Below are 18,045 nucleotides of genomic sequence, written 5' to 3'. Positions count from 1 at the left end.
ATCTCCCCCGGCAGGGGCCGGGGGAGGCGCTGACGACCGCTTCGGGCTCAGACGTTCAGCAGCAGATGTTCCCGCTCCCAGGGCGAGATCACCTGCAGGTATTCCTCGTATTCCAGCCGCTTGACGATGCTGTAGACGCGGCAGAATTCGGCCCCCAGCATATGGCGCAGATCGTCCGACTCGTCGAAGAGATCGAGCGCCTGGCCCATCACCTGGGGAATGTCCGGCTCGCCATTATAGGCGTCGCCGCGCTGTTGCTTGTCGGGGCGGATTTCCTGCGTCATGCCAAGATAGCCGCAGGCGAGGCTGGCGGCGATGCCCAGATAGGGGTTGCAGTCCATCCCGGCCAGACGGTTCTCGACCCGCCGCGCCTCGGGCGAGGAGATCGGCACGCGGATGCCGGTGGTGCGGTTGTCGCGGCCCCAGCTCAGGTTGATCGGGGCGGCCTGTTCGCGCACATAGCGGCGATAGGAGTTCACGTAGGGCGCCAGCACGGCGATCGCCGCCGGCAGATGCCGCTGCAGCCCGCCGATGAAATGGAAGAACATGTCCGTCTCCCCGCCCTGCGGCCCGACGAAGAGGTTCTGTTTCTTCGACCGGTCCATCACCGAATGGTGCACATGCATGGCGCTGCCGGGCTCGTCGGCGATCGGCTTGGCCATGAAGGTGGCGAAACAATCGTGACGCAGCGCCGCCTCGCGGATCAGGCGCTTGAAATAGAACACTTCATCGGCCAGCTTCACCGGATCGCCGTGGCGCAGGTTGATCTCGAGCTGACCGGCGCCGCCTTCCTGGGTGATGCCGTCGATCTCCATCCCCATGGCTTCGGCGAAGTCATAGATATCGTCGATCACCGGGCCGAATTCGTCGACCGCCGTCATCGAATAGGCCTGGCGCGCCGCCGCCGGGCGGCCGGAGCGGCCCATCATCGGCTCGATCTCCTTGGCCGGGTCGGTGTTGCGGGCGACCAGATAGAATTCCATCTCGGGCGCCACCACCGGCTCCCATCCCTTGTCACGGTACATCTGCACCACGCGCTTGAGCACGTTGCGCGGGCTGAAGGGGATCGGGTCGCCATCGCGGTCATAGGCGTCGTGGATCACCTGCAGCGTCCAGTCGCCGGTCCAGGGCGCGGCGGTGGCGGTGGTCATGTCGGGGCGCAGGATCATGTCGCGCTCGATAAACCCCTCTTCGCCGGCGGCCTCGCCCCAGTCCCCGGTGATGGTCTGGAAAAAGATGCTGTCGGGCAGGTGGAAATAGGGCTGGCGGGCGAATTTCGTCGCCGGCACCGCCTTGCCGCGGGCAATGCCGGGCAGGTCGCCGATGATGCATTCCACCTCGTCCAGGCGGCGCCCTTCAAGATAGGCCTTGGCGGACTGAGGCAGGTCTTTCATCCAGTCGGTGGTCATGCGGACCTCTTACCTTTCAGGAATTCGGCCATGAAATGGGCGATGCGATCGTTATCCACCGGCACGCCAAGCTGATCCTCGGCCTGTTCCAGCAGCGGCTCGGGGACCACCCCGTGGCCACGGGTGTCGATCAGCCCTTTGATGAAGGTGGGTCTGAACTCGGGGTGCGGCTGCACCGTCCAGACGTTGTCGTCATAGGCCAGGATGGCATTCTGGCAAAAGTCGTTCCCGGCCAGCACCCGGGCGCCCTCGGGCAGCTCGGTGACCTGATCCTGATGCCAGGCATTCAGGACCACGGGGGTGCCGCCCATGTCGTATTCGGTGCGCCCCACCGACCAGCCACCGGCGAATTTCTCGACCTTGCCACCCAGCGCCTGAGCGATGATCTGATGGCCGAAGCAGACGCCGATCAGCGGCTTGCCGCTGGCCTTGATGTCGCGGATCATCTGTTCCAGCGGCGGGATCCAGGGATGATCCTCATAGACGCCGTGGCGCGACCCGGTGACGATCCAACCGTCGGCCACCTCGGGCCCCGGCGGGAAGACGCCATCGACCACCGGGAAGACCTCGAAGACGAAGCCGTTGCCGCCGAGAAGGTTTTCGAAAAGCTGATCATAGTCGCCAAGAGGCGCGATCAGCGGATCGGGAGAGTGGCCGGTTTGCAGAATACCGATTTTCATGGATCACCAGATTATGGCTGTCGTGAGAGTAGATGGCGCGCGGCGCCCGGGCAAGAGGCCTCGGGCGCCGCGTCGCGATCACACCGTGTCGAGATAGATTTCAACCTGCTCGGACGGTGACAGTTCAGCCATATAGTGCAACTCCTGCCGCTTTGTCAGGGTCAGATTGCGGATCAGCTCGGCCGGGAAGATACGCGGCATCAGCGGGCTGTTGGCGAAGATCTCGATCGCCTGGCCCCAGTCGGTGGGCACCTGTGGCAGGTCCAGATCATAGGCGTTGCCGGTAATCGGGGCCTGGGGTTCGATCCGGTCCTCGATCCCCATCAGTGCGGCGCCGAGGATGGCGGCGACGGTCAGATAGGGGTTCACGTCGCCCCCCGCGACCCGGTGTTCGATCCGCCGCGCCGCCGGATTGCCCGAGGGCACCCGCACCGCCGAGGTGCGGTTTTCATAGGCCCAGCAGATCCGGGTCGGCGCATGGGCGCCGGGCACCAGCCGGTCATAGCTGTTGGCATGGGGCGCGAAGACCAGGGTGGAATCATGCATCGCCGACAGGCAGCCGCCGACCGCGTGGCGCAGCGTATCGGTGCCGCGCGGGCCGCCATCGTCGAAAATGTTGTTGCCGTTCTCGTCGAGGATCGAGAAATGCATGTGCAGCCCCGAGCCCGAGTAATCCTCGTAAGGTTTGGCCATGAAGGAGGCGGCGAAACCGTGCCGCCGTGCCATCCCCTTGACCAGCATCTTGAACAGCCAGGCATCGTCGGCGGCGCGCAGGGCGTCGTCCTGATGCATCAGGTTGATCTCGAATTGCCCCAGACCCGCTTCCGAGATCGCGGTATCGGCCGGGATGTCCATCGCCTCGCAGGCGTCATAGAGATCGGTGAAGAAGGTGTCGAAGGCATCGAGCGCCCGGATCGACATGATCTCGGCCGCCTTGCGGCGCTTGCCGGACCGCGGCGACAGTGGCACCTGCAGCGACTTGCCGCTGTCGTCGATCAGGAAGAACTCGAGTTCCACCGCGACAACAGGGGTCAGCCCCCGCGCTTTGTACCGTTTGAGCACCGAGGCCAGCGCGTGGCGCGGATCGCCGTCGAAGGGGCGGCCATCGTCGTAGAACATCCAGATCGGCAGCAGCGCGGTGGGCGCCTCGAGCCAGGGCATCGGCACGAAGCCGCGTTCGGTGGGCTTCAGCACCCCGTCGCGGTCGCCGCTCTCAAAGACCAGGGGGCTGTCGTCGACATCCTCCCCCCAGATGTCGAGGTTCATCACCGACAGCGGAAAGCGGGTGCCGTCGGTGACCACCTTATCGGCGAAACGGGCGGGGACACGCTTGCCGCGCGGCTGGCCGTTCAGATCGGCGGCGGCGACGCGGATGGTGCGGACCTGGGGCGTCTTGCGCAGCCAGGATTTCATCGCATTGGCGGACATTGTTTCAATCATTCCGTAATTTGATCAAATTATGGATAGCGAGCCGCCCCCCCGTTTGGCAAGCATGAAAGCGGGAGCCCCCCTGGAGAGGGCGCAAAAATCCCTAGAATGCTGCGCTTTCAGGCGGAGAGCGGCGTGCGCGGCTAGCGCAGCAGGTTCGGGCGAATCCGCATCCGGGCCCGGCGCTCGGCCGGCAGATGCCGGTTCAGCCGCTTGTTGATCACCCCAAACAGGCCGACGACGCAAAGCGTCAGCAGGATGAAATACATCGCCAGGATCGGGTAGGGGATGAAGGGGTTGAAGGTCTTGTCGGCGAAATAGCTGGCGTAATAGAGCGCGTCCCCCCGCTGTTGCAGCGCCGGAAAGCCCGAGAAGAAGACCAGCGTGGTGGCGTGGAACAGAAAGATCGCCTCGTTGGTATAGGCCGGCCAGGCCAGCCGCAGCATGGTGGGCCAGGTGATCCGGCGGAACTTGTTCCAGCCGGAGAAGCCATAGGCATCGGCCGCCTCGAGATCGCCGCGCGGGATCGACAGCAGCGCGCCATAGAAGATCTCGCCCGAATAGGCGGCGGTGTTGAAGAACAGCACCACCAGCGCCCCCAGCCAGGCCGAGGTAAAGGCGTCGAAGAAGGACGATACGCTTTTCAGGCTGAGGAAGAGGAAATAGGCGAAGAAGAACTGGATGAAGAGCGGCGAGCCGCGGAAGAGGAAGATGAACCATTCCGCCGGTTTGCGCAGCAACCGGTGGCGCGAGGATTTGCCGACCGCCAGCGCGGTGGCCAGCAGGAAGCCGGCCAGCAGCGCCAGCACGCCGAAATAGATGTTCCATACCATGCCCGAGCCGATCAGCGTGAACTGCTGGCAAAGCGTGAAGTCGTTGCGCGGCAGCAGACGTTCGCCCATGCCGATCGAGCGCAAGCCATAGTCCTGGATGGTGGCCCAACAGCTCATGGCGGTCCTCCCGCGCTGCGGCGCTGCGCCTCTCCGGCGGCGGTGGCCTGACCATGCGACAGCCGGCGCATGATCCGGGTCAGCGCGATTTCAGAGACCCGGGTGAACGCCAGATAAAAGATCAGCAGCGCCAGGAAATACCAGATACGCCAGTCGCCATGCGGATAATCGGTAAAGCGCGCGGTCTTCGATCCGCCCAGTTCGCGCGCCCAATAGACGATATCCTCGACCCCCAGCAGGAACAGGAGCGGGGTCGCCTTGATCAGCACCATCCACAGGTTGGACAGGCCAGGCAGCGCATAAACCCACATCTGTGGCACCAGAATCCGCCAGAAGGCCTGCCGGTGCGACATGCCATAGGCCTCGGCGGTTTCCATCTGGGCGCGGGGCACCGCGCGCATGGCGCCATAGAGCACGTTGCCGGCGAAGGCGCCGAAGACGATGGCGAAGGTCAGCACCGCCAGGAAGAACCCATAGGTCTCATGCACCCATTGCGGCGACGTCCCAAGCGGCAGCTTGGCGGCCGGACAGACCACGAAATCGTTGCCCTGACGGATCGGCTGATCCCAGTCGGGGCATTTGATCTTGTGCCGCAGCCATTCGAAGCCCTGGTCGAGCGCGATCACGAAGAACAGGAAAAAGGCGATGTCCGGCACGCCGCGCACGATGGCGATATAGAGCTTTCCCAGCCAGCTCAGCGGCGCGAAATGCGACCGGGCCGAGGCGGCGGCACCAAAGCCGAACAGCAGCGCCGCCGGCGCGGTGATCGCCAGCAGAAGCAGCACCACCCCGAAAGAGCCATAGAAGGCCAGGTGCTTGCCCGTGGTCAGATAGCAGGCAAGCCACTGCCATTGCGGCAGGGTGGAGGGATCTGAGCAGACGCTGAAAATGGCGGGCCTCGTGGGGCGGAGGGGCACGGGCGATCAGGCGCCGGGCAGATCGCCGCCCGGCGCCGTCACGATCCCTGCGGGATCAGAAGTGCGGCGAATCTTCGCCCAGGTATTCGGCGATCAGCTTGTTCAGGCTGCCGTCGGCCTTCATCGACTTGATCGCCGCATCGAACTTGCCGCGCAGCTCCGGGTCGGATTTGCGGAAGGCCATGCCGATACCGCCGCCCAGCGGCAGATCCTCGCCGACGAAGACCATGGCGCCGCCGGATTCATCGACCACCGGGATCAGGTAATCCTTATCGGCCAGCACCGCTTCGGCTTCGCCCGACTCGACGGCGGCGACGGTTTCATCGGGGGAGGGGAACTCAAGCAGGGTGGCGCCGGTGGTGGCGATATGCGCCGCCTGGATGGTGCCGGTCTGCGCCGCGATCACCCCGTGTTCGATATCGGCATCGGCCGATTTCGCCATATAGGCCGAGGGCGAGGGCGGCGTGTAGTTTTCCGAGAAATCAACGACCTGCTTGCGTTCGTCGGTGATCGACATGCCGGCGATGATGGCGTCATAGTTGCCGCTGACCAAGTTCGGAATGATCGAATCCCAATCGTTGGTGACCCATTCGCAGGTCAGTTCGGCGCGCTTGCACAGCTCATCGCCCAGCACGCGTTCAAATCCCGCGACCTGCCCCTTGTCGTCAATGAAGTTATACGGAGGATAGGCACCCTCGGTGCCAAGGCGCACGGTCTGGGCCACGCCCATGCCGGCGGTCAGTGCCAGCAGCGCAGTGGCGAGAATCATCTTCTTCATTCAGGTTACTCCCTTGGTTTTATTGTTTTATGATGCCGCATGCGCGGTGGAAGACAAGAACCCACGCAGCCGTTCCGACTTTGGCGAGCCAAAGAGAACCTCGGGGGCGCCTTCCTCTTCGATCAGGCCTTGATGCAGGAACACCACATGGGTGGACACATCATGGGCCATCTTCATGTCATGGGTGACGATCAGCATGGTGCGCCCCTCTTGCGCGAGGGCCTTGATCACCTTGACCACCTCCTGCTCCAGCTCGGGGTCGAGCGCGCTGGTGGGTTCGTCGAACAGCAATGCCTCGGGCTCCATGCACAGCGCCCGGGCGATCGCCGCCCGCTGTTGCTGGCCGCCTGAAAGCTGGGCCGGATAGGCGTCGCATTTGTCGCCGATCCCGACCTTGTCCAGATACTTGCGCGCCGCCTGTTCCACCTCGGCACGGTTGCGGCCAAGCACGGTCACCGGCGCTTCCATCACATTCTGCAGGATGGTCATATGGGCCCAGAGGTTGAATTGCTGGAACACCATCGACAGGTTGGTGCGGATGCGCAGCACCTGCTTGGGATCGGCCGGGCGGCGGTGCGGGCCGATGCCCTTCCACTTGACCGGTTCGCCCTTGAACAGGATGTCGCCCCGCTGGCTGTCCTCCAGCAGGTTGGCGCAGCGCAGCAAGGTCGATTTCCCCGACCCGGACGAGCCGATCAAGGACACCACGTCGCCCTTGCGGGCGGTGATGTCGACGCCTTTCAGAACCTCCAGCTCGCCATAGCTTTTGTGCAGATCGTGAATTTCGATGACAGGGGGCGTGTCAGGCACGGGGGCTCCGTTACTTGCGGCTCTATTGTCGCATTGGGCCGGAGATTCGCCTGCAATGCAACTTTCAAAACGTCCCAATCAGGGTGGAAAGCGGCAAGGTGAACAGGGTTCGGGCGATTTCGGACCTGCCCGGGGCAAGCTGCCCTAACGGAAGGGTCAGCCCTGCGCCGCCTTTTGCCGCGCCAGCGCCGAGTCGCGGTCGTTCACCCCGAGCAGGTTCGAGACCAGCCGGAGCAGCGCGTCTTCCTCGTCATCGCGGGCGCCATCGGCCAGCGCCACCGACCAGGCCGCCTCGATGACGGCGCGGCGATCCTCATAGGGGACCGCCTCCTTGATGGCGCGGGTGAAGCGGACGGTATCGGGGGCCTGCTCCTCCAGCTCTTCCGCCTGGCGGCGCAGATGCGTCACCTCGAAGGGGGACAGCCCATAGCGCGCGGCGACGATGCGGTCGATGCGGTCACGCTCGGCCTCGGCATAATCGTCATCGGCGCGGGCAACGCGCACCAGCAGCGCGGCCAGCGCCAGCCGGGCATCGCCGTCGTTGAGCGGATCGGGGGCAGGCTGGATCAGCCGGGAGAGAAAGTCCTGAAACATGGGATCCGATATAGCGACGGTGCGGCGGCAGGCCAAGCCTGCCCTCACATCCGCGCGATCACCCTTTCGCGCGCAGCCTTGTTGTCGGCGAGGCTGAGCCCCATGGCGCGGCAGGCCTCATCGACGATCTTCAGCTCGCCTTCCTTCTGGGTGCCGTCGGCCAGCACGACCTCCCACAGCGCCTCAAGCGCCGCGAGCCGTTCCTCGATCCCGGTGGTCTCGCGGATCAGCTTGCCGAAGGTGTCGGTATCGGGCGCGGCCGCATGCAGTTTCTCGCAGGTGGCGCGGACCTTGGCGGCCTCGATCGGATTGTGTTCGTACATCCGGGACAGGATGCGGTCGATCAGGCTGATCTCCTCGACCTGATAGGCGCGGTCGGATTGCGCGACGCGCACCAGAAGCGCCCCCAGCGCCAGTTCGGCATCGGGGTCGGGCAGCGGCGCGGTGGGTTCCGCCGGGCGGAAGGTCTGGAAGAGTTTCTTCAGCATGGGCGGCAGCTTACCTGCTTTCCGCAGGCTCGCCAAGCGGCCTTCAGCCATCATAGCCCTCGACAATGACAAGATCGCCGGTCGAAACCGGATCGCGCAGCGCCTTGGCGGCCTGATAGCCGGCGCTTTCATAGCAGGCGACCGCCTGATCGTAGCTGTCGAATTCGATCACCACGGTGCGCTTGCGGCAATGGCCTTCGCGCTGTTCCTGCGCCCCGCCGCGCACCAGAAAGCGCGCGCCATATTCGGCGAAGGGGGCGGCATTGGCGGCGCGATAGGCCTCATAGGCCTGGGGATCGTCGACATCCACATGGGCGACCCAATATCCTTTGGGCATGGTTGCTCCTCCATCTCTGTGTGTGGGTGACTCTGGCGTCGGGAGGGGGCCTTAGCAAGGGGGAAGAGAGAGGTTGCTCGCAGGAGGCCAAAACCGTTTCGATGTCTTCAAAAGTAATCTTGTCAGTACTGTTGCGTCATTCATTGACATGAGAGGATTTCAGTTATTTTGCATAAATAGTTCTATTGGAGGGAGAGCTATGGCGTTTCTTGCAAGCCTGTCGGGGCGTTTTTCCGTTTTGGAAGGCGAAACTGCGACAATAAACCTAGTTCTGACCGGAAATTACGGGTCAGTATATTATTCATATCACTTCGAAGCAGGAACCGCTGGCTCAGGCGACTTTCGGGGCGGTTCCGGTTCTGGCTCTTATGCGCTCTCATCGACTTCCACGATTTCCAAGACCATTCCGATTTCGTTCAGTGGTGTTGCGGACACGGTCGACGAGGCCGATGAACATTTTTCGTTGGTGATCAATTTAAGTGGGGCGAGTTTTGCAGATGGCTCCACGTCGAAGGTTGTCGATCTGGTGGTGCTGGATGATTTGGCCTGGCATGGTACCGAGAAAGCAGATGTTCTGTCGGGGACCGCAACAGCAGACACAATCTTTGGCTATGGTGGAAAGGATGTTATTAACGGGGGGGACGGGAATGACAAACTGTTCGGCGGCGGGGCCAACGATCAGTTGTTTGGTGGTAGGGGCGCCGACAAGCTTGATGGCGGGCTAGGCAATGATACGCTTGTTGGCGGTTCCGGGAAAGACGTCCTTGAGGGCGGCGCGGGTGACGACAACCTGACAGGTGGCGCTCACGCAGATATATTCGTCTTCTCGGGAAAATTCGGAAACGATACAATCACAGACTTCTCTATCTTTGGAGGAGAGAAAGTTGATCTTCAAGGGGTCTCCGATGTTTCGACCTTCCGAGAGCTGAAGAGCCATATGGAACAGGTTGGCGACGATGTCATTCTCGACTTCGGAAAGAAGGGGTCTATTACGCTGAGTGGAATTGATCTTGCCGATCTGACGAAGAAAGAATTCATCTTCTCAGAGGCCTCGGGTTCAGTACTGCATGCCGATTCTGCGCCTCACGAGGGATTTGATATTCTCTAAGCAGAGACAAATTCGCGATCTCGCTCTTCGGGAGAAGAGTGAGGAAACACAAACGCCCCGGCCAATGGTCGGGGCGTGGTGTTTTCCGGTCGGGGCAGGGGTCAGACCAGGCGGCTGGCCTCTTTCGCGGCGCGGACGAAATCCTTGAACAGCGGATGCGGATCGAAGGGTTTCGATTTCAGCTCGGGGTGGAACTGCACGCCGATGAACCAGGGGTGGTCCTTCCATTCGACGATCTCGGGCAGCCGGCCGTCGGGGGACATGCCCGAAAAGACCAGGCCGCAGTCTTCCAGCTTGTCGCGATACTTGATGTCGACCTCATAGCGGTGGCGGTGGCGTTCCTCGATGTTGAGGCTGCCATAGACCTGGGCCACCTTGGAGCCTTCCTTCAGCACCGCGTCATAGGCGCCAAGCCGCATGGTGCCGCCCTTGTCGTCCTCGGTGCTGCGCTTGACCTTGTAGTTGCCCTGCACCCATTCCTTGAGGTGATAGACCACGGGTTCGAACCGCTTCTTGCCGGCCTCGTGGTCGAATTCCTCCGACCCGGCGGTGGTGAGGCCTGCGACATTGCGCGCCGCCTCGATCACCGCCATCTGCATGCCCAGGCAGATGCCCAGATAGGGCACCTTGTGTTCGCGGGCGAATTGCGCCGCCTTGATCTTGCCCTCGGTGCCGCGTTCGCCAAAGCCGCCGGGGACCAGGATTGCGTCGAAGCCGTCCAGATAGGGCGCCGGATCCTCGTGATCGAAGATCTCCGCATCGACCCATTCGATCTTGACCTTCACCCGATTGGCCAGCCCGCCATGGGTCAGCGCCTCGGCGATCGACTTATAGGCGTCTTCGAGCTGGGTGTACTTGCCGACGATGGCGACCCGCACCTCGCCTTCGGGGTTCTCGATGCGGTCTGCCACATCTTCCCAGCGGCTCAGGTCGGGGCGCGGTGCCGGGCTGATCTGGAAGGCGTCCAGAACCGCCTGGTCCAGCCCTTCGGCGTGATAGGCAAGCGGTGCCTCGTAGATCGACTTGAGGTCCAGCGCGGCGATCACCGCCTCGGGGCGCACGTTGCAGAACAGCGCCAGTTTCTCGCGTTCCTTCTGCGGGATCGGCCCTTCCGAGCGGCAGACCAGGATGTCGGGGGCCAGGCCGATCGAGCGCAGCTCTTTCACCGAGTGCTGGGTCGGCTTGGTCTTCAGCTCGCCGCTCGCCTTGATGAAGGGCAACAGCGTCAGATGCATGAACAGGCATTGGCCGCGCGGCTTTTCCTGGCTGAACTGGCGGATCGCCTCGAAGAACGGCAGGCCTTCGATGTCGCCCACCGTGCCGCCGATCTCGCAGAGCATGAAATCGACCTCATCCTCGCCGATACGGATGAAATCCTTGATCTCGTTGGTGACGTGCGGAATCACCTGGATGGTCTTGCCCAGATAGTCGCCGCGGCGCTCTTTTTCGAGCACGTTGGAATAGATGCGGCCCGAGCTGACCGAGTCGGTCTTGCGTGCCGCCACCCCGGTGAAGCGTTCGTAGTGGCCGAGGTCGAGATCGGTCTCGGCGCCGTCGTCGGTCACGAAGACCTCGCCATGCTCGAACGGCGACATCGTGCCCGGGTCGACGTTCAGATAGGGATCGAGCTTGCGCAGCCGGACTGAAAATCCGCGTGATTGCAGCAGCGCGCCCAGCGCCGCCGATGCCAGCCCCTTACCAAGAGAGGACACAACCCCGCCGGTGATGAAGATGAAACGCGCCATGGTTCGGCTGCCCCCGTGATTAGCCTGCAATTCAGTGCCCGCCCGGTTCGAAAACCGCAGCACCACGGGACTCCATCCTTACAGGATTCGCATAACAAAGGCAAGGGAACCGCAAGATGCTGTTGCGGTCCCTTGTGATTTTCCAAGGTGTTGTAGTTTAATCGGCGCGCGGCACCAGCGGCGCGTTGTCACCCTGCGCCGGAGGCAGCAGATCCGAACCCGCCGGGGCCGCAGGCGTCGCGTCCTGCTTTTCTTCCGCGGCGGGAACGCCCAGCCGGTCGATGACCGAAGTGCCCGCCGATTTTTGCGCCGCGATGATGGTCAGGGCGATCGAGGTCACGATGAAGGCGGCCGCCAGCACCCAGGTGACCTTGGCCAAGGCCGTTGCCGCCGCCCGGCCGGACATCACGCCGCCGCCACCGCTGCCCAGACCCAGGCCGCCGCCTTCCGAGCGCTGCAGCAGCACAACGGCGATCAGGCCAACGGCCAGGATGAGGTGGATGATAAGGACGACGTTTTCCATGAGTTCCTGCGGCGCTTGCTCGGTTCGCGGGGTATGTAGGGAAGTTTGCCGGGCGGGGCAAGCAATCAGTTCGCGGCATCGCCGCGGGACTCGACAAATCGCCGGCAACGCGCTCATGCTGCAAAGCATGGCACACGATCATCATGACCACGACCACGACCATGCGCACGCGCTGCTGCCGCCCGATCCGGCGCTCAGGGTGCGGGCCTTGGAAACCCTGCTCAGCCGCAAGGGGCTGATTGATCCCGCCGCCTTGGACGAGATCATCGACACTTATCAGAACCGCATCGGCCCGAAGAACGGCGCGCAGGTTGTTGCCCGCGCCTGGGCCGATCCGGAGTTTCGCGCCGCCCTGCTGGCGGATGCGACGCCGGTCGTCGCCGACCTGGGGTTCTTTGGCCGGCAGGGCGAACATATCATCGCCGTCGAGAACACCGAAGAGGTTCACAACATGGTCGTCTGCACCCTGTGCAGCTGCTATCCGTGGCCGCTTCTGGGGATTCCGCCCGGCTGGTACAAATCCGACGCCTATCGCGCCCGCGCGGTGCGCGAACCGCGGGCGGTGCTGGCCGATTTCGGCGTCACCCTGCCGGAAGAGGTCAAGCTGCGGGTCTGGGATTCCACGGCCGAGGTGCGCTATCTGGTGATCCCCCGCCGTCCCGCCGGGACCGAGGGGATGAGCGTGGAGGATCTGGCTCGGCTGGTCAGCCGCGACAGCATGATCGGCACCGGCCTGGCGCGGGAACCTGGCGCATGACCCGGGTGCATGACATGGGCGGGCGGTTCGGCGATGGCCGGATCGACCCGGGCCATCCCGATGATCCGGTCTATGCCCAGGACTGGCACGCCCGGGCGTTGGCGGTGACCCTGGCTGCCGGATCGCTGGGGCAGTGGAACCTCGACATGTCGCGGCACGCACGGGAAAAATTGTCGCCGCGCGACTACATGAATTTCTCGTATTACGAAAAATGGATCTCGGCGCTGGCTGATCTGCTGGTCGAAACCGGGGTGCTGACCCCTGACGATCTGGCGGGGCAGGGGGATGATACCCGGCATCCGCTGGCGGATCGCGCCCTCAAGGCCGAGAATGTCGCCGCGGTGCTGGCGCGTGGTGGCCCCGCCGACCGACCGATGGCCGGAACGCCCGCCTTCGCCCCGGGCGCGCGGGTGCGCTGCCGGCGACCGGCGGCGAACCGGGCGGTCAACGGCGGGCACACCCGTCTGCCCGCCTATGCCGCCGGAGCCGAGGGGCGGATTCTCTGCTGTCACGGCGCCCATGTCCTGCCCGACAGCAATGCCCATGGCCTGGGCGAGGCGCCCGAGCCGCTTTATTCGGTGGTGTTCTCGGCGGCCGAGCTTTGGGCACAGCCCGAACACCCCGATGACGAGGTCATGCTCGACCTCTGGCAATCCTATCTGGAGCCCGCATGACCGATCTGCCCCCAGAACCCGTTTTCAGCGAGCCTTGGCATGGCCAGGTCTTTGCCCTGACCGTGCACCTGAACGAGACCGGGCATTTCGACTGGCCGGACTGGACCGCGCGGTTTTCGAAAACCCTGGCAGCGCATGGCCTGTCGCGCGAGCTGGATGGTGGCGACGATTATTTCCTCGCCTGGCTCGAGACGCTGGAAGGCTTCCTGGCCGAAATCGGCCAGGCCGCACCGCCCGAGGTCGAGCGCCTGCGCGCCGCCTGGGAGCGGGCCTATCTGGCGACGCCGCATGGCGCCCCGGTGCATCTGCCCGAAGGCGTCTGACCGCGCCCGGGTGGACAGGAGGGAGAATCGGCTCGGGCGCCGCGCCGTTCTCCTTGTCGCGGTGGGCTGAACCTCTCCGAACCCCACACAAAGCTGCAAGCCCGCTGCGCCCTTTGTGCATAACGCCCAGATTCCGGTTTCCCTGCTGCGATCGCGTCGGTATATGAGCACGGGTTTGAATGAACGCAGCGAAGGACCTGATATGGCCAATGTCGTCGTGGTCGGCGCCCAATGGGGCGACGAAGGAAAAGGCAAGATCGTGGACTGGCTCTCGGAGCGTGCCGATGTGATCGCGCGCTTTCAGGGCGGTCACAATGCCGGGCACACTCTGGTCATCGACGGCCAGGTCTACAAGCTGAACGCGCTGCCCTCGGGTGTGGTGCGCGGCGGCAAGCTCAGCGTGATCGGGAACGGCGTGGTGCTGGACCCCTGGCACCTGGTCGGCGAAATCGCCAAGATCCGCGAGCAGGGGGTGGAGATTTCCCCCGAGACGCTGATGATCGCCGAGAACACGCCGCTGATCCTGCCCTTCCATGGGGAGCTGGACCGCGCCCGCGAGTCGCAGAACTCGGTTGCCAAGATCGGCACCACCGGGCGTGGCATCGGGCCGTGTTACGAGGACAAGGTCGGCCGCCGCGCCATCCGCGTCGCCGATCTGGCCGATGCGGCAACGCTGGAACTGCGGGTCGACCGCGCGTTGGTTCACCACAACGCCCTGCGTTCGGGCCTGGGGCTTGATCCGATCGACCGCGACGATCTGATCGCCAAGCTGAACGAGATCGCGCCCGAGATCCTGCAATATGCCGCCCCGGTCTGGAAGGTGCTGACCGAGAAGCGCAAGGCCGGCAAGCGGATCCTGTTCGAAGGCGCCCAGGGCTCGCTGCTCGACATCGACTTCGGCACCTATCCCTTCGTCACCTCGTCGAACGTGATCGCCGGCCAGGCCGCCACCGGCGTCGGCATCGGGCCGGGGTCGATCGACTTCGTGCTGGGCATCGTCAAGGCTTATACCACCCGGGTCGGCGAAGGCCCGTTCCCGACCGAGCTGACCGACGAGACCGGCGAACGCCTTGGCACCCGTGGCCGTGAATTCGGCACCGTCACCGGGCGCAAGCGCCGTTGCGGCTGGTTCGATGCGGCGCTGGTGCGCCAGACCTGCGCCATCTCGGGCATCAACGGCATCGCGCTGACCAAGCTCGACGTGCTCGACGGCTTTGATACGCTGAAGATCTGCGTCGGCTATGATCTGGACGGCGAGCGGCTGGATTACCTGCCCACCGCCTCCGACCAGCAGGCCCGCTGCACGCCCATCTACGAGGAAATGCCGGGCTGGTCGGAATCGACCGAAGGCGCGCGCAGCTGGGCCGATCTGCCGGCCAATGCGATCAAATACGTGCGCCATATCGAAGAGCTGATCGACTGTCCGGTGGCGCTGCTTTCGACCTCGCCGGAACGCGAGGATACCATCCTCGTCACCGACCCCTTCGAGGATTGATCGACGATGGCCGGTGAACCCGCTCTCAGTTACAAGGCCCGGCGACGCTGGTCGCTGGTGATCCTGCTGGTGGGAATGCCGGCCTATATCGTGCTGGCGGTGACGGTGATGAGCTGGCTTGACCGGCCACCGCTCTGGCTTGAACTGCTGGTCTATGTGGCGCTCGGCATTCTCTGGGCGCTGCCGTTCAAATTCGTCTTCCGCGGGGTCGGTCAGGCCGACCCCGAGGCAACCGAGGACGGCGACAAGAGCGAAGAGCTTTAGCGCCCGGCGCGCCTAGGGATCTTTCCGCGCCGGCAGGCGCCGTTTCTGAAATCCGGTCTTCGACTGTTCGAACCCGGCGCCGGCATAGAAGGCGAGGGTGGCGGGTGTCTTCGATCCGGTCATCAGCATCACCTTGTAACAACCTTCCCGCCAGGCCGCCTCGGTCGCGGCATCCAATATCGCCTTGCCGTAACCGCGCTGGCGACAGGCCGGATCGGTCACCACATTCTCGATCAGCCCATAGGGGCGACCGCCGGCGTCAGATTGGGGATGACCACCAATGTGCAGGAGCAGGCGAGCAGCCCGTCGACCTCGCCCAGAAAGATCGCGCTGCCGGGATAGCGGAGGAAGCGGGTGAAGCTCTTCACCGCCTGCGGGGGCGTCGCGCGGGTATCATCGGCGTCGAGGTGCCGATAGAGATCAAGCAAGGCCTCGAGGTCGCCGTGATCCGCAGATCTGATCTGGAGCTGGTCCATGGCGCCAGGCTGCCGTTTGCCGATCGTGGGCGCAATGGCGAAATGTTGTCGGGCGGCGGCCGACCTGCCGGCCTTTGGTCAAAAATGAAAAGGCAGGCGCAAGGCCTGCCTTTTCCCCCAGGTGGGCGCGGACTCTCCAAAGCCGCGCCGCGAAATTTCGGCTCAGCCCGCCGCGCGGGTGGAGGAGGTCGGCTGAAAGCCGATCTCGCCCGAGGCGACGAAACGGCCCGGATCCTTCTTGACGATCTTGCCTTCGCGCAGCAGCACCCCGAAGCTGCGCAGCCCGTCCTCGCGGTTGAACTCCTCGACCGAGGCCTCGCGCGCCTTGTGGATCAGCTGCGGGCGGGTGAATTGTTCGCGGCCCTCGACGAATTGCATGTAGGCGGCAGCGGCTTCCAGCAAGGCCGGCAGTTCGGTGGCGCCCATCTCATGGGCGAATTGCGCGAAGCCCTCCGACGGAGTTTCGACCGGGCGCGGCGTCTCATGGGCGGCAGCGACGCGGCGCGGATGGATCGGACCGGGCCGGACGGTGGCGGGGGCCATGTCGTCAACCCGCTGTTCGGCCACCAGCTTCAGCGGTGCCGGACGCGGCGCGCCATCGTCGTCGCTGCGCGGCCGGCGGCTGCTGCCGGTGACGACGGGACGGCGCGGCTGAACCGCCCGGGCCAGATCGTCGCGATAGGCCTCGGCATCGGGATGTTTCGGCGCCAGGCCGGTGGCGGAATTCTCCGCCTCGGTGGCGGCGACGGCGGCACGCAGATGCGAATAGGTCTCGCGGGTCGAGGCGGTTTCGGGGTCTTCCAGCCGGGCATCGGCCGCTGCCATCAGACGCGACAGATCGGATTGCGCCTGCCGAGCGGGCTCGAAGGCGGCGACCGGCGCGGCGACCGGCAGCTCCTCTTCCGCCTCGTGTTGCGCGGCGGCCGGGGTCTCGACCTCGGGCTCCTCGTCGTCGAGCTCGGCGTGATCGCCGCGCAGCTCGGCCTCGACCTCGGCCAGTTCGCGCAGCAGATCGGCCTCATCCTCGGGCGACAGGGTGCCGGGCGGCAGCGGTTGCGCCGGCGCGCGCGGGTGTTTGATGGCAACGGCGATGTGGTCTTCGGCGCTGGCCTCGTCGTCTTCGTCCTCGACCTCCAGCTCGATATCTGCGTCATCGTCATCGTCGACCTCTTCGAGATCGCCGGCGGCGAGCGCGGCCTCCAACTCGGCGCGCTTGATCTTGATCACGCGGGCATGCGGCCGTTCGTCGGCTTGGACCAGGATGTTTTCGGGTGTCGCGGCGGTGTCTTCCTCGGGCTGGGGCGCGCTGTCGAGATCGTCGAACAGCGCCACCTCGTCCTCGTGATCCTCTTCCTCAGGCTCGGTGATCTCGCCGGTCAGGACCAGCGGCGCTTCCTCTGCATGATCCTCGATCTCGAGAAGCTCTTCTGCGTGATCCCCATGGTCCTCGTCGAGCGCGGCGGCGATGTCGCGGGCGGCCTGGGCGATGAAATCGGCACCCGACTGCGGTTCCTCGTCATAGGCTTCGGGCGTGGCAGGGGCGGAGCCGGCCTTTTCGTTGCGCGAGACCACGGCGCGGATGCGCTGCAGCTTGGCGGCGATGCTGTCGGGCGAGGGGGCGGGGGCTTCGGCCACCGGCTCGGCCACCAGTTCGGGGGCCTCGTCCTCTTCGATGTCCTCGACGGGTTCTGCGGTGGCCATGAAGGCCGCAACCGCATCCTCGGAGGGGGACGCGCCGGCCAGGATGTCCTCTTGGGCCTCCGGCAGCACCGCATCGGTCGCGACCTCTTCGGCGGCGAGCATCGGCGCCTCGGCCTCGGCCAGGGTGGCGACAGCGGTTTCGGCGATCTCTTCGGCCGCTTCGGCGACGATCTCCTCGGTGGCCGGGGCCGCCGGGGCGACGGGCGCAACCGCAGGCGCGGCGGCGGGAGGGGCGGCCATCGGGACCGGCGCCATCTCGGCCGCGCGCAGGACGAAGCCCGAGCCCTCTCGGCGTGCCTCGACCTGACGGGCGATCTCGCGCTGGGCGATCCGGGCCAGCATCTCGGCGTCCGGCTGCGGTGGTTCGGCGCCGAAATAGCGGTCGTCGGCGGCAAGATCGCGGAAGTATTCCGCAATCGCCTTCATGGTGTCGAAAGAATCTTCAAACCCTTCGAGCGTACACGAGAATGTGCCGTAGGAAACGGTCAACACCTTGTTACTTTGTACCATAGGCTGCTCGTCCTTTTCAAAAACGTTGGACTGACCTAACACCGCAGACAAGACAAATTCGGTCCGAATCTGTGCCCA

General features: G+C 64.6%; 21 protein-coding genes. 6 read left to right on the top strand and 15 right to left on the bottom strand.

Annotated features, from left to right (window positions below; all coding sequences use genetic code 11):
* Positions 1–47: 47 nt before the first annotated feature.
* The 10 genes from ACN0V4_RS07710 to ACN0V4_RS07665 form a co-directional block, all read right to left on the bottom strand.
* Positions 48–1,409 carry a glutamine synthetase family protein gene (locus tag ACN0V4_RS07710; protein WP_417674674.1) on the bottom strand — a complete coding sequence of 454 codons (1,362 nt, stop codon included), beginning with the start codon at positions 1,407–1,409 and terminating at the stop codon, positions 48–50.
* Positions 1,406–2,089, bottom strand: a complete 684-nt coding sequence (locus ACN0V4_RS07705) for a type 1 glutamine amidotransferase (protein WP_417674673.1) — start codon at positions 2,087–2,089, stop codon at positions 1,406–1,408. The genes ACN0V4_RS07710 and ACN0V4_RS07705 overlap by 4 nt, the downstream gene beginning before the upstream one ends.
* Before the next feature lie 78 nt (positions 2,090–2,167).
* Positions 2,168–3,502, bottom strand: coding sequence for a glutamine synthetase family protein (locus ACN0V4_RS07700; protein WP_417674854.1), 1,335 nt, complete (start codon positions 3,500–3,502; stop codon positions 2,168–2,170).
* A 158-nt stretch (positions 3,503–3,660) separates the two neighbouring features.
* Positions 3,661–4,467 carry an ABC transporter permease gene (locus tag ACN0V4_RS07695; protein ID WP_417674671.1) on the bottom strand — a complete coding sequence of 269 codons (807 nt, stop codon included), beginning with the start codon at positions 4,465–4,467 and terminating at the stop codon, positions 3,661–3,663.
* Complete coding sequence (locus ACN0V4_RS07690; RefSeq protein ID WP_417674852.1) at positions 4,464–5,357, bottom strand: ABC transporter permease; 894 nt, start codon at positions 5,355–5,357, stop codon at positions 4,464–4,466. The genes ACN0V4_RS07695 and ACN0V4_RS07690 overlap by 4 nt, the downstream gene beginning before the upstream one ends.
* Before the next feature lie 82 nt (positions 5,358–5,439).
* Complete coding sequence (locus ACN0V4_RS07685) at positions 5,440–6,162, bottom strand: transporter substrate-binding domain-containing protein (protein WP_417674669.1); 723 nt, start codon at positions 6,160–6,162, stop codon at positions 5,440–5,442.
* A 27-nt stretch (positions 6,163–6,189) separates the two neighbouring features.
* A complete protein-coding gene (locus ACN0V4_RS07680; RefSeq protein ID WP_417674667.1) occupies positions 6,190–6,972 on the bottom strand; it encodes an ABC transporter ATP-binding protein in 783 nt (260 codons plus the stop codon).
* A 156-nt stretch (positions 6,973–7,128) separates the two neighbouring features.
* Positions 7,129–7,566 (bottom strand): TerB family tellurite resistance protein, encoded by a 438-nt coding sequence (locus ACN0V4_RS07675; RefSeq protein ID WP_417674665.1) that lies wholly within the window; start codon positions 7,564–7,566, stop codon positions 7,129–7,131.
* A 44-nt stretch (positions 7,567–7,610) separates the two neighbouring features.
* Positions 7,611–8,054: a TerB family tellurite resistance protein gene (locus ACN0V4_RS07670; RefSeq protein ID WP_417674663.1), complete on the bottom strand. Its 444-nt coding sequence runs from the start codon at positions 8,052–8,054 to the stop codon at positions 7,611–7,613.
* 43 nt (positions 8,055–8,097) lie between these two features.
* Positions 8,098–8,391 (bottom strand): DUF1330 domain-containing protein, encoded by a 294-nt coding sequence (locus ACN0V4_RS07665; RefSeq protein ID WP_417674661.1) that lies wholly within the window; start codon positions 8,389–8,391, stop codon positions 8,098–8,100.
* 199 nt (positions 8,392–8,590) lie between these two features.
* On the opposite strand from ACN0V4_RS07665, the gene ACN0V4_RS07660 reads away from it, so the two are divergent.
* Complete coding sequence (locus tag ACN0V4_RS07660) at positions 8,591–9,499, top strand: calcium-binding protein (RefSeq protein WP_417674659.1); 909 nt, start codon at positions 8,591–8,593, stop codon at positions 9,497–9,499.
* A 101-nt stretch (positions 9,500–9,600) separates the two neighbouring features.
* Here ACN0V4_RS07660 and ACN0V4_RS07655 read toward each other — a convergent pair whose 3' ends face one another.
* Together ACN0V4_RS07655 and secG are read right to left on the bottom strand one after the other, a co-directional pair.
* Positions 9,601–11,244, bottom strand: coding sequence for a CTP synthase (locus ACN0V4_RS07655; protein WP_417674657.1), 1,644 nt, complete (start codon positions 11,242–11,244; stop codon positions 9,601–9,603).
* A 157-nt stretch (positions 11,245–11,401) separates the two neighbouring features.
* Positions 11,402–11,767: a preprotein translocase subunit SecG gene (secG, locus tag ACN0V4_RS07650; protein ID WP_417674655.1), complete on the bottom strand. Its 366-nt coding sequence runs from the start codon at positions 11,765–11,767 to the stop codon at positions 11,402–11,404.
* Between the two features lie 127 nt (positions 11,768–11,894).
* Here secG and nthA point away from each other — a divergent pair, with 127 nt between their 5' ends.
* From nthA to ACN0V4_RS07625, 5 genes are all read left to right on the top strand, one after another.
* Positions 11,895–12,524, top strand: a complete 630-nt coding sequence (gene nthA / locus ACN0V4_RS07645) for a nitrile hydratase subunit alpha (protein ID WP_417674653.1) — start codon at positions 11,895–11,897, stop codon at positions 12,522–12,524.
* Positions 12,521–13,198, top strand: a complete 678-nt coding sequence (gene nthB, locus ACN0V4_RS07640) for a nitrile hydratase subunit beta (protein ID WP_417674651.1) — start codon at positions 12,521–12,523, stop codon at positions 13,196–13,198. Before nthA ends, nthB begins: the two co-directional genes overlap by 4 nt.
* Positions 13,195–13,521, top strand: a complete 327-nt coding sequence (locus ACN0V4_RS07635) for a nitrile hydratase accessory protein (protein WP_417674649.1) — start codon at positions 13,195–13,197, stop codon at positions 13,519–13,521. Before nthB ends, ACN0V4_RS07635 begins: the two co-directional genes overlap by 4 nt.
* 202 nt (positions 13,522–13,723) lie before the next feature.
* Complete coding sequence (locus ACN0V4_RS07630; RefSeq protein WP_417674647.1) at positions 13,724–15,016, top strand: adenylosuccinate synthase; 1,293 nt, start codon at positions 13,724–13,726, stop codon at positions 15,014–15,016.
* 6 nt (positions 15,017–15,022) lie between these two features.
* A complete protein-coding gene (locus ACN0V4_RS07625) occupies positions 15,023–15,280 on the top strand; it encodes a DUF2842 domain-containing protein (protein ID WP_417674645.1) in 258 nt (85 codons plus the stop codon).
* Between the two features lie 12 nt (positions 15,281–15,292).
* Here ACN0V4_RS07625 and ACN0V4_RS07620 read toward each other — a convergent pair whose 3' ends face one another.
* The 3 genes from ACN0V4_RS07620 to ACN0V4_RS07610 form a co-directional block, all read right to left on the bottom strand.
* Positions 15,293–15,502: a GNAT family N-acetyltransferase gene (locus ACN0V4_RS07620; RefSeq protein ID WP_417674643.1), complete on the bottom strand. Its 210-nt coding sequence runs from the start codon at positions 15,500–15,502 to the stop codon at positions 15,293–15,295.
* Between the two features lie 11 nt (positions 15,503–15,513).
* On the bottom strand, positions 15,514–15,756 hold the full coding sequence (locus ACN0V4_RS07615) for a hypothetical protein (RefSeq protein ID WP_417674641.1): 243 nt from the start codon (positions 15,754–15,756) through the stop codon (positions 15,514–15,516).
* Positions 15,757–15,918: 162 nt separating this feature from the next.
* On the bottom strand, positions 15,919–17,967 hold the full coding sequence (locus tag ACN0V4_RS07610) for a chemotaxis protein CheA (protein ID WP_417674639.1): 2,049 nt from the start codon (positions 17,965–17,967) through the stop codon (positions 15,919–15,921).
* Between the last annotated feature and the right edge of the window lie 78 nt (positions 17,968–18,045).

Origin of the sequence: Pseudodonghicola sp. (assembly GCF_048268305.1) — a bacterium.
Taxonomy (GTDB): Bacteria; Pseudomonadota; Alphaproteobacteria; order Rhodobacterales; family Rhodobacteraceae; genus Pseudodonghicola.
This window is presented reverse-complemented; position numbering and strand designations above follow the sequence as displayed.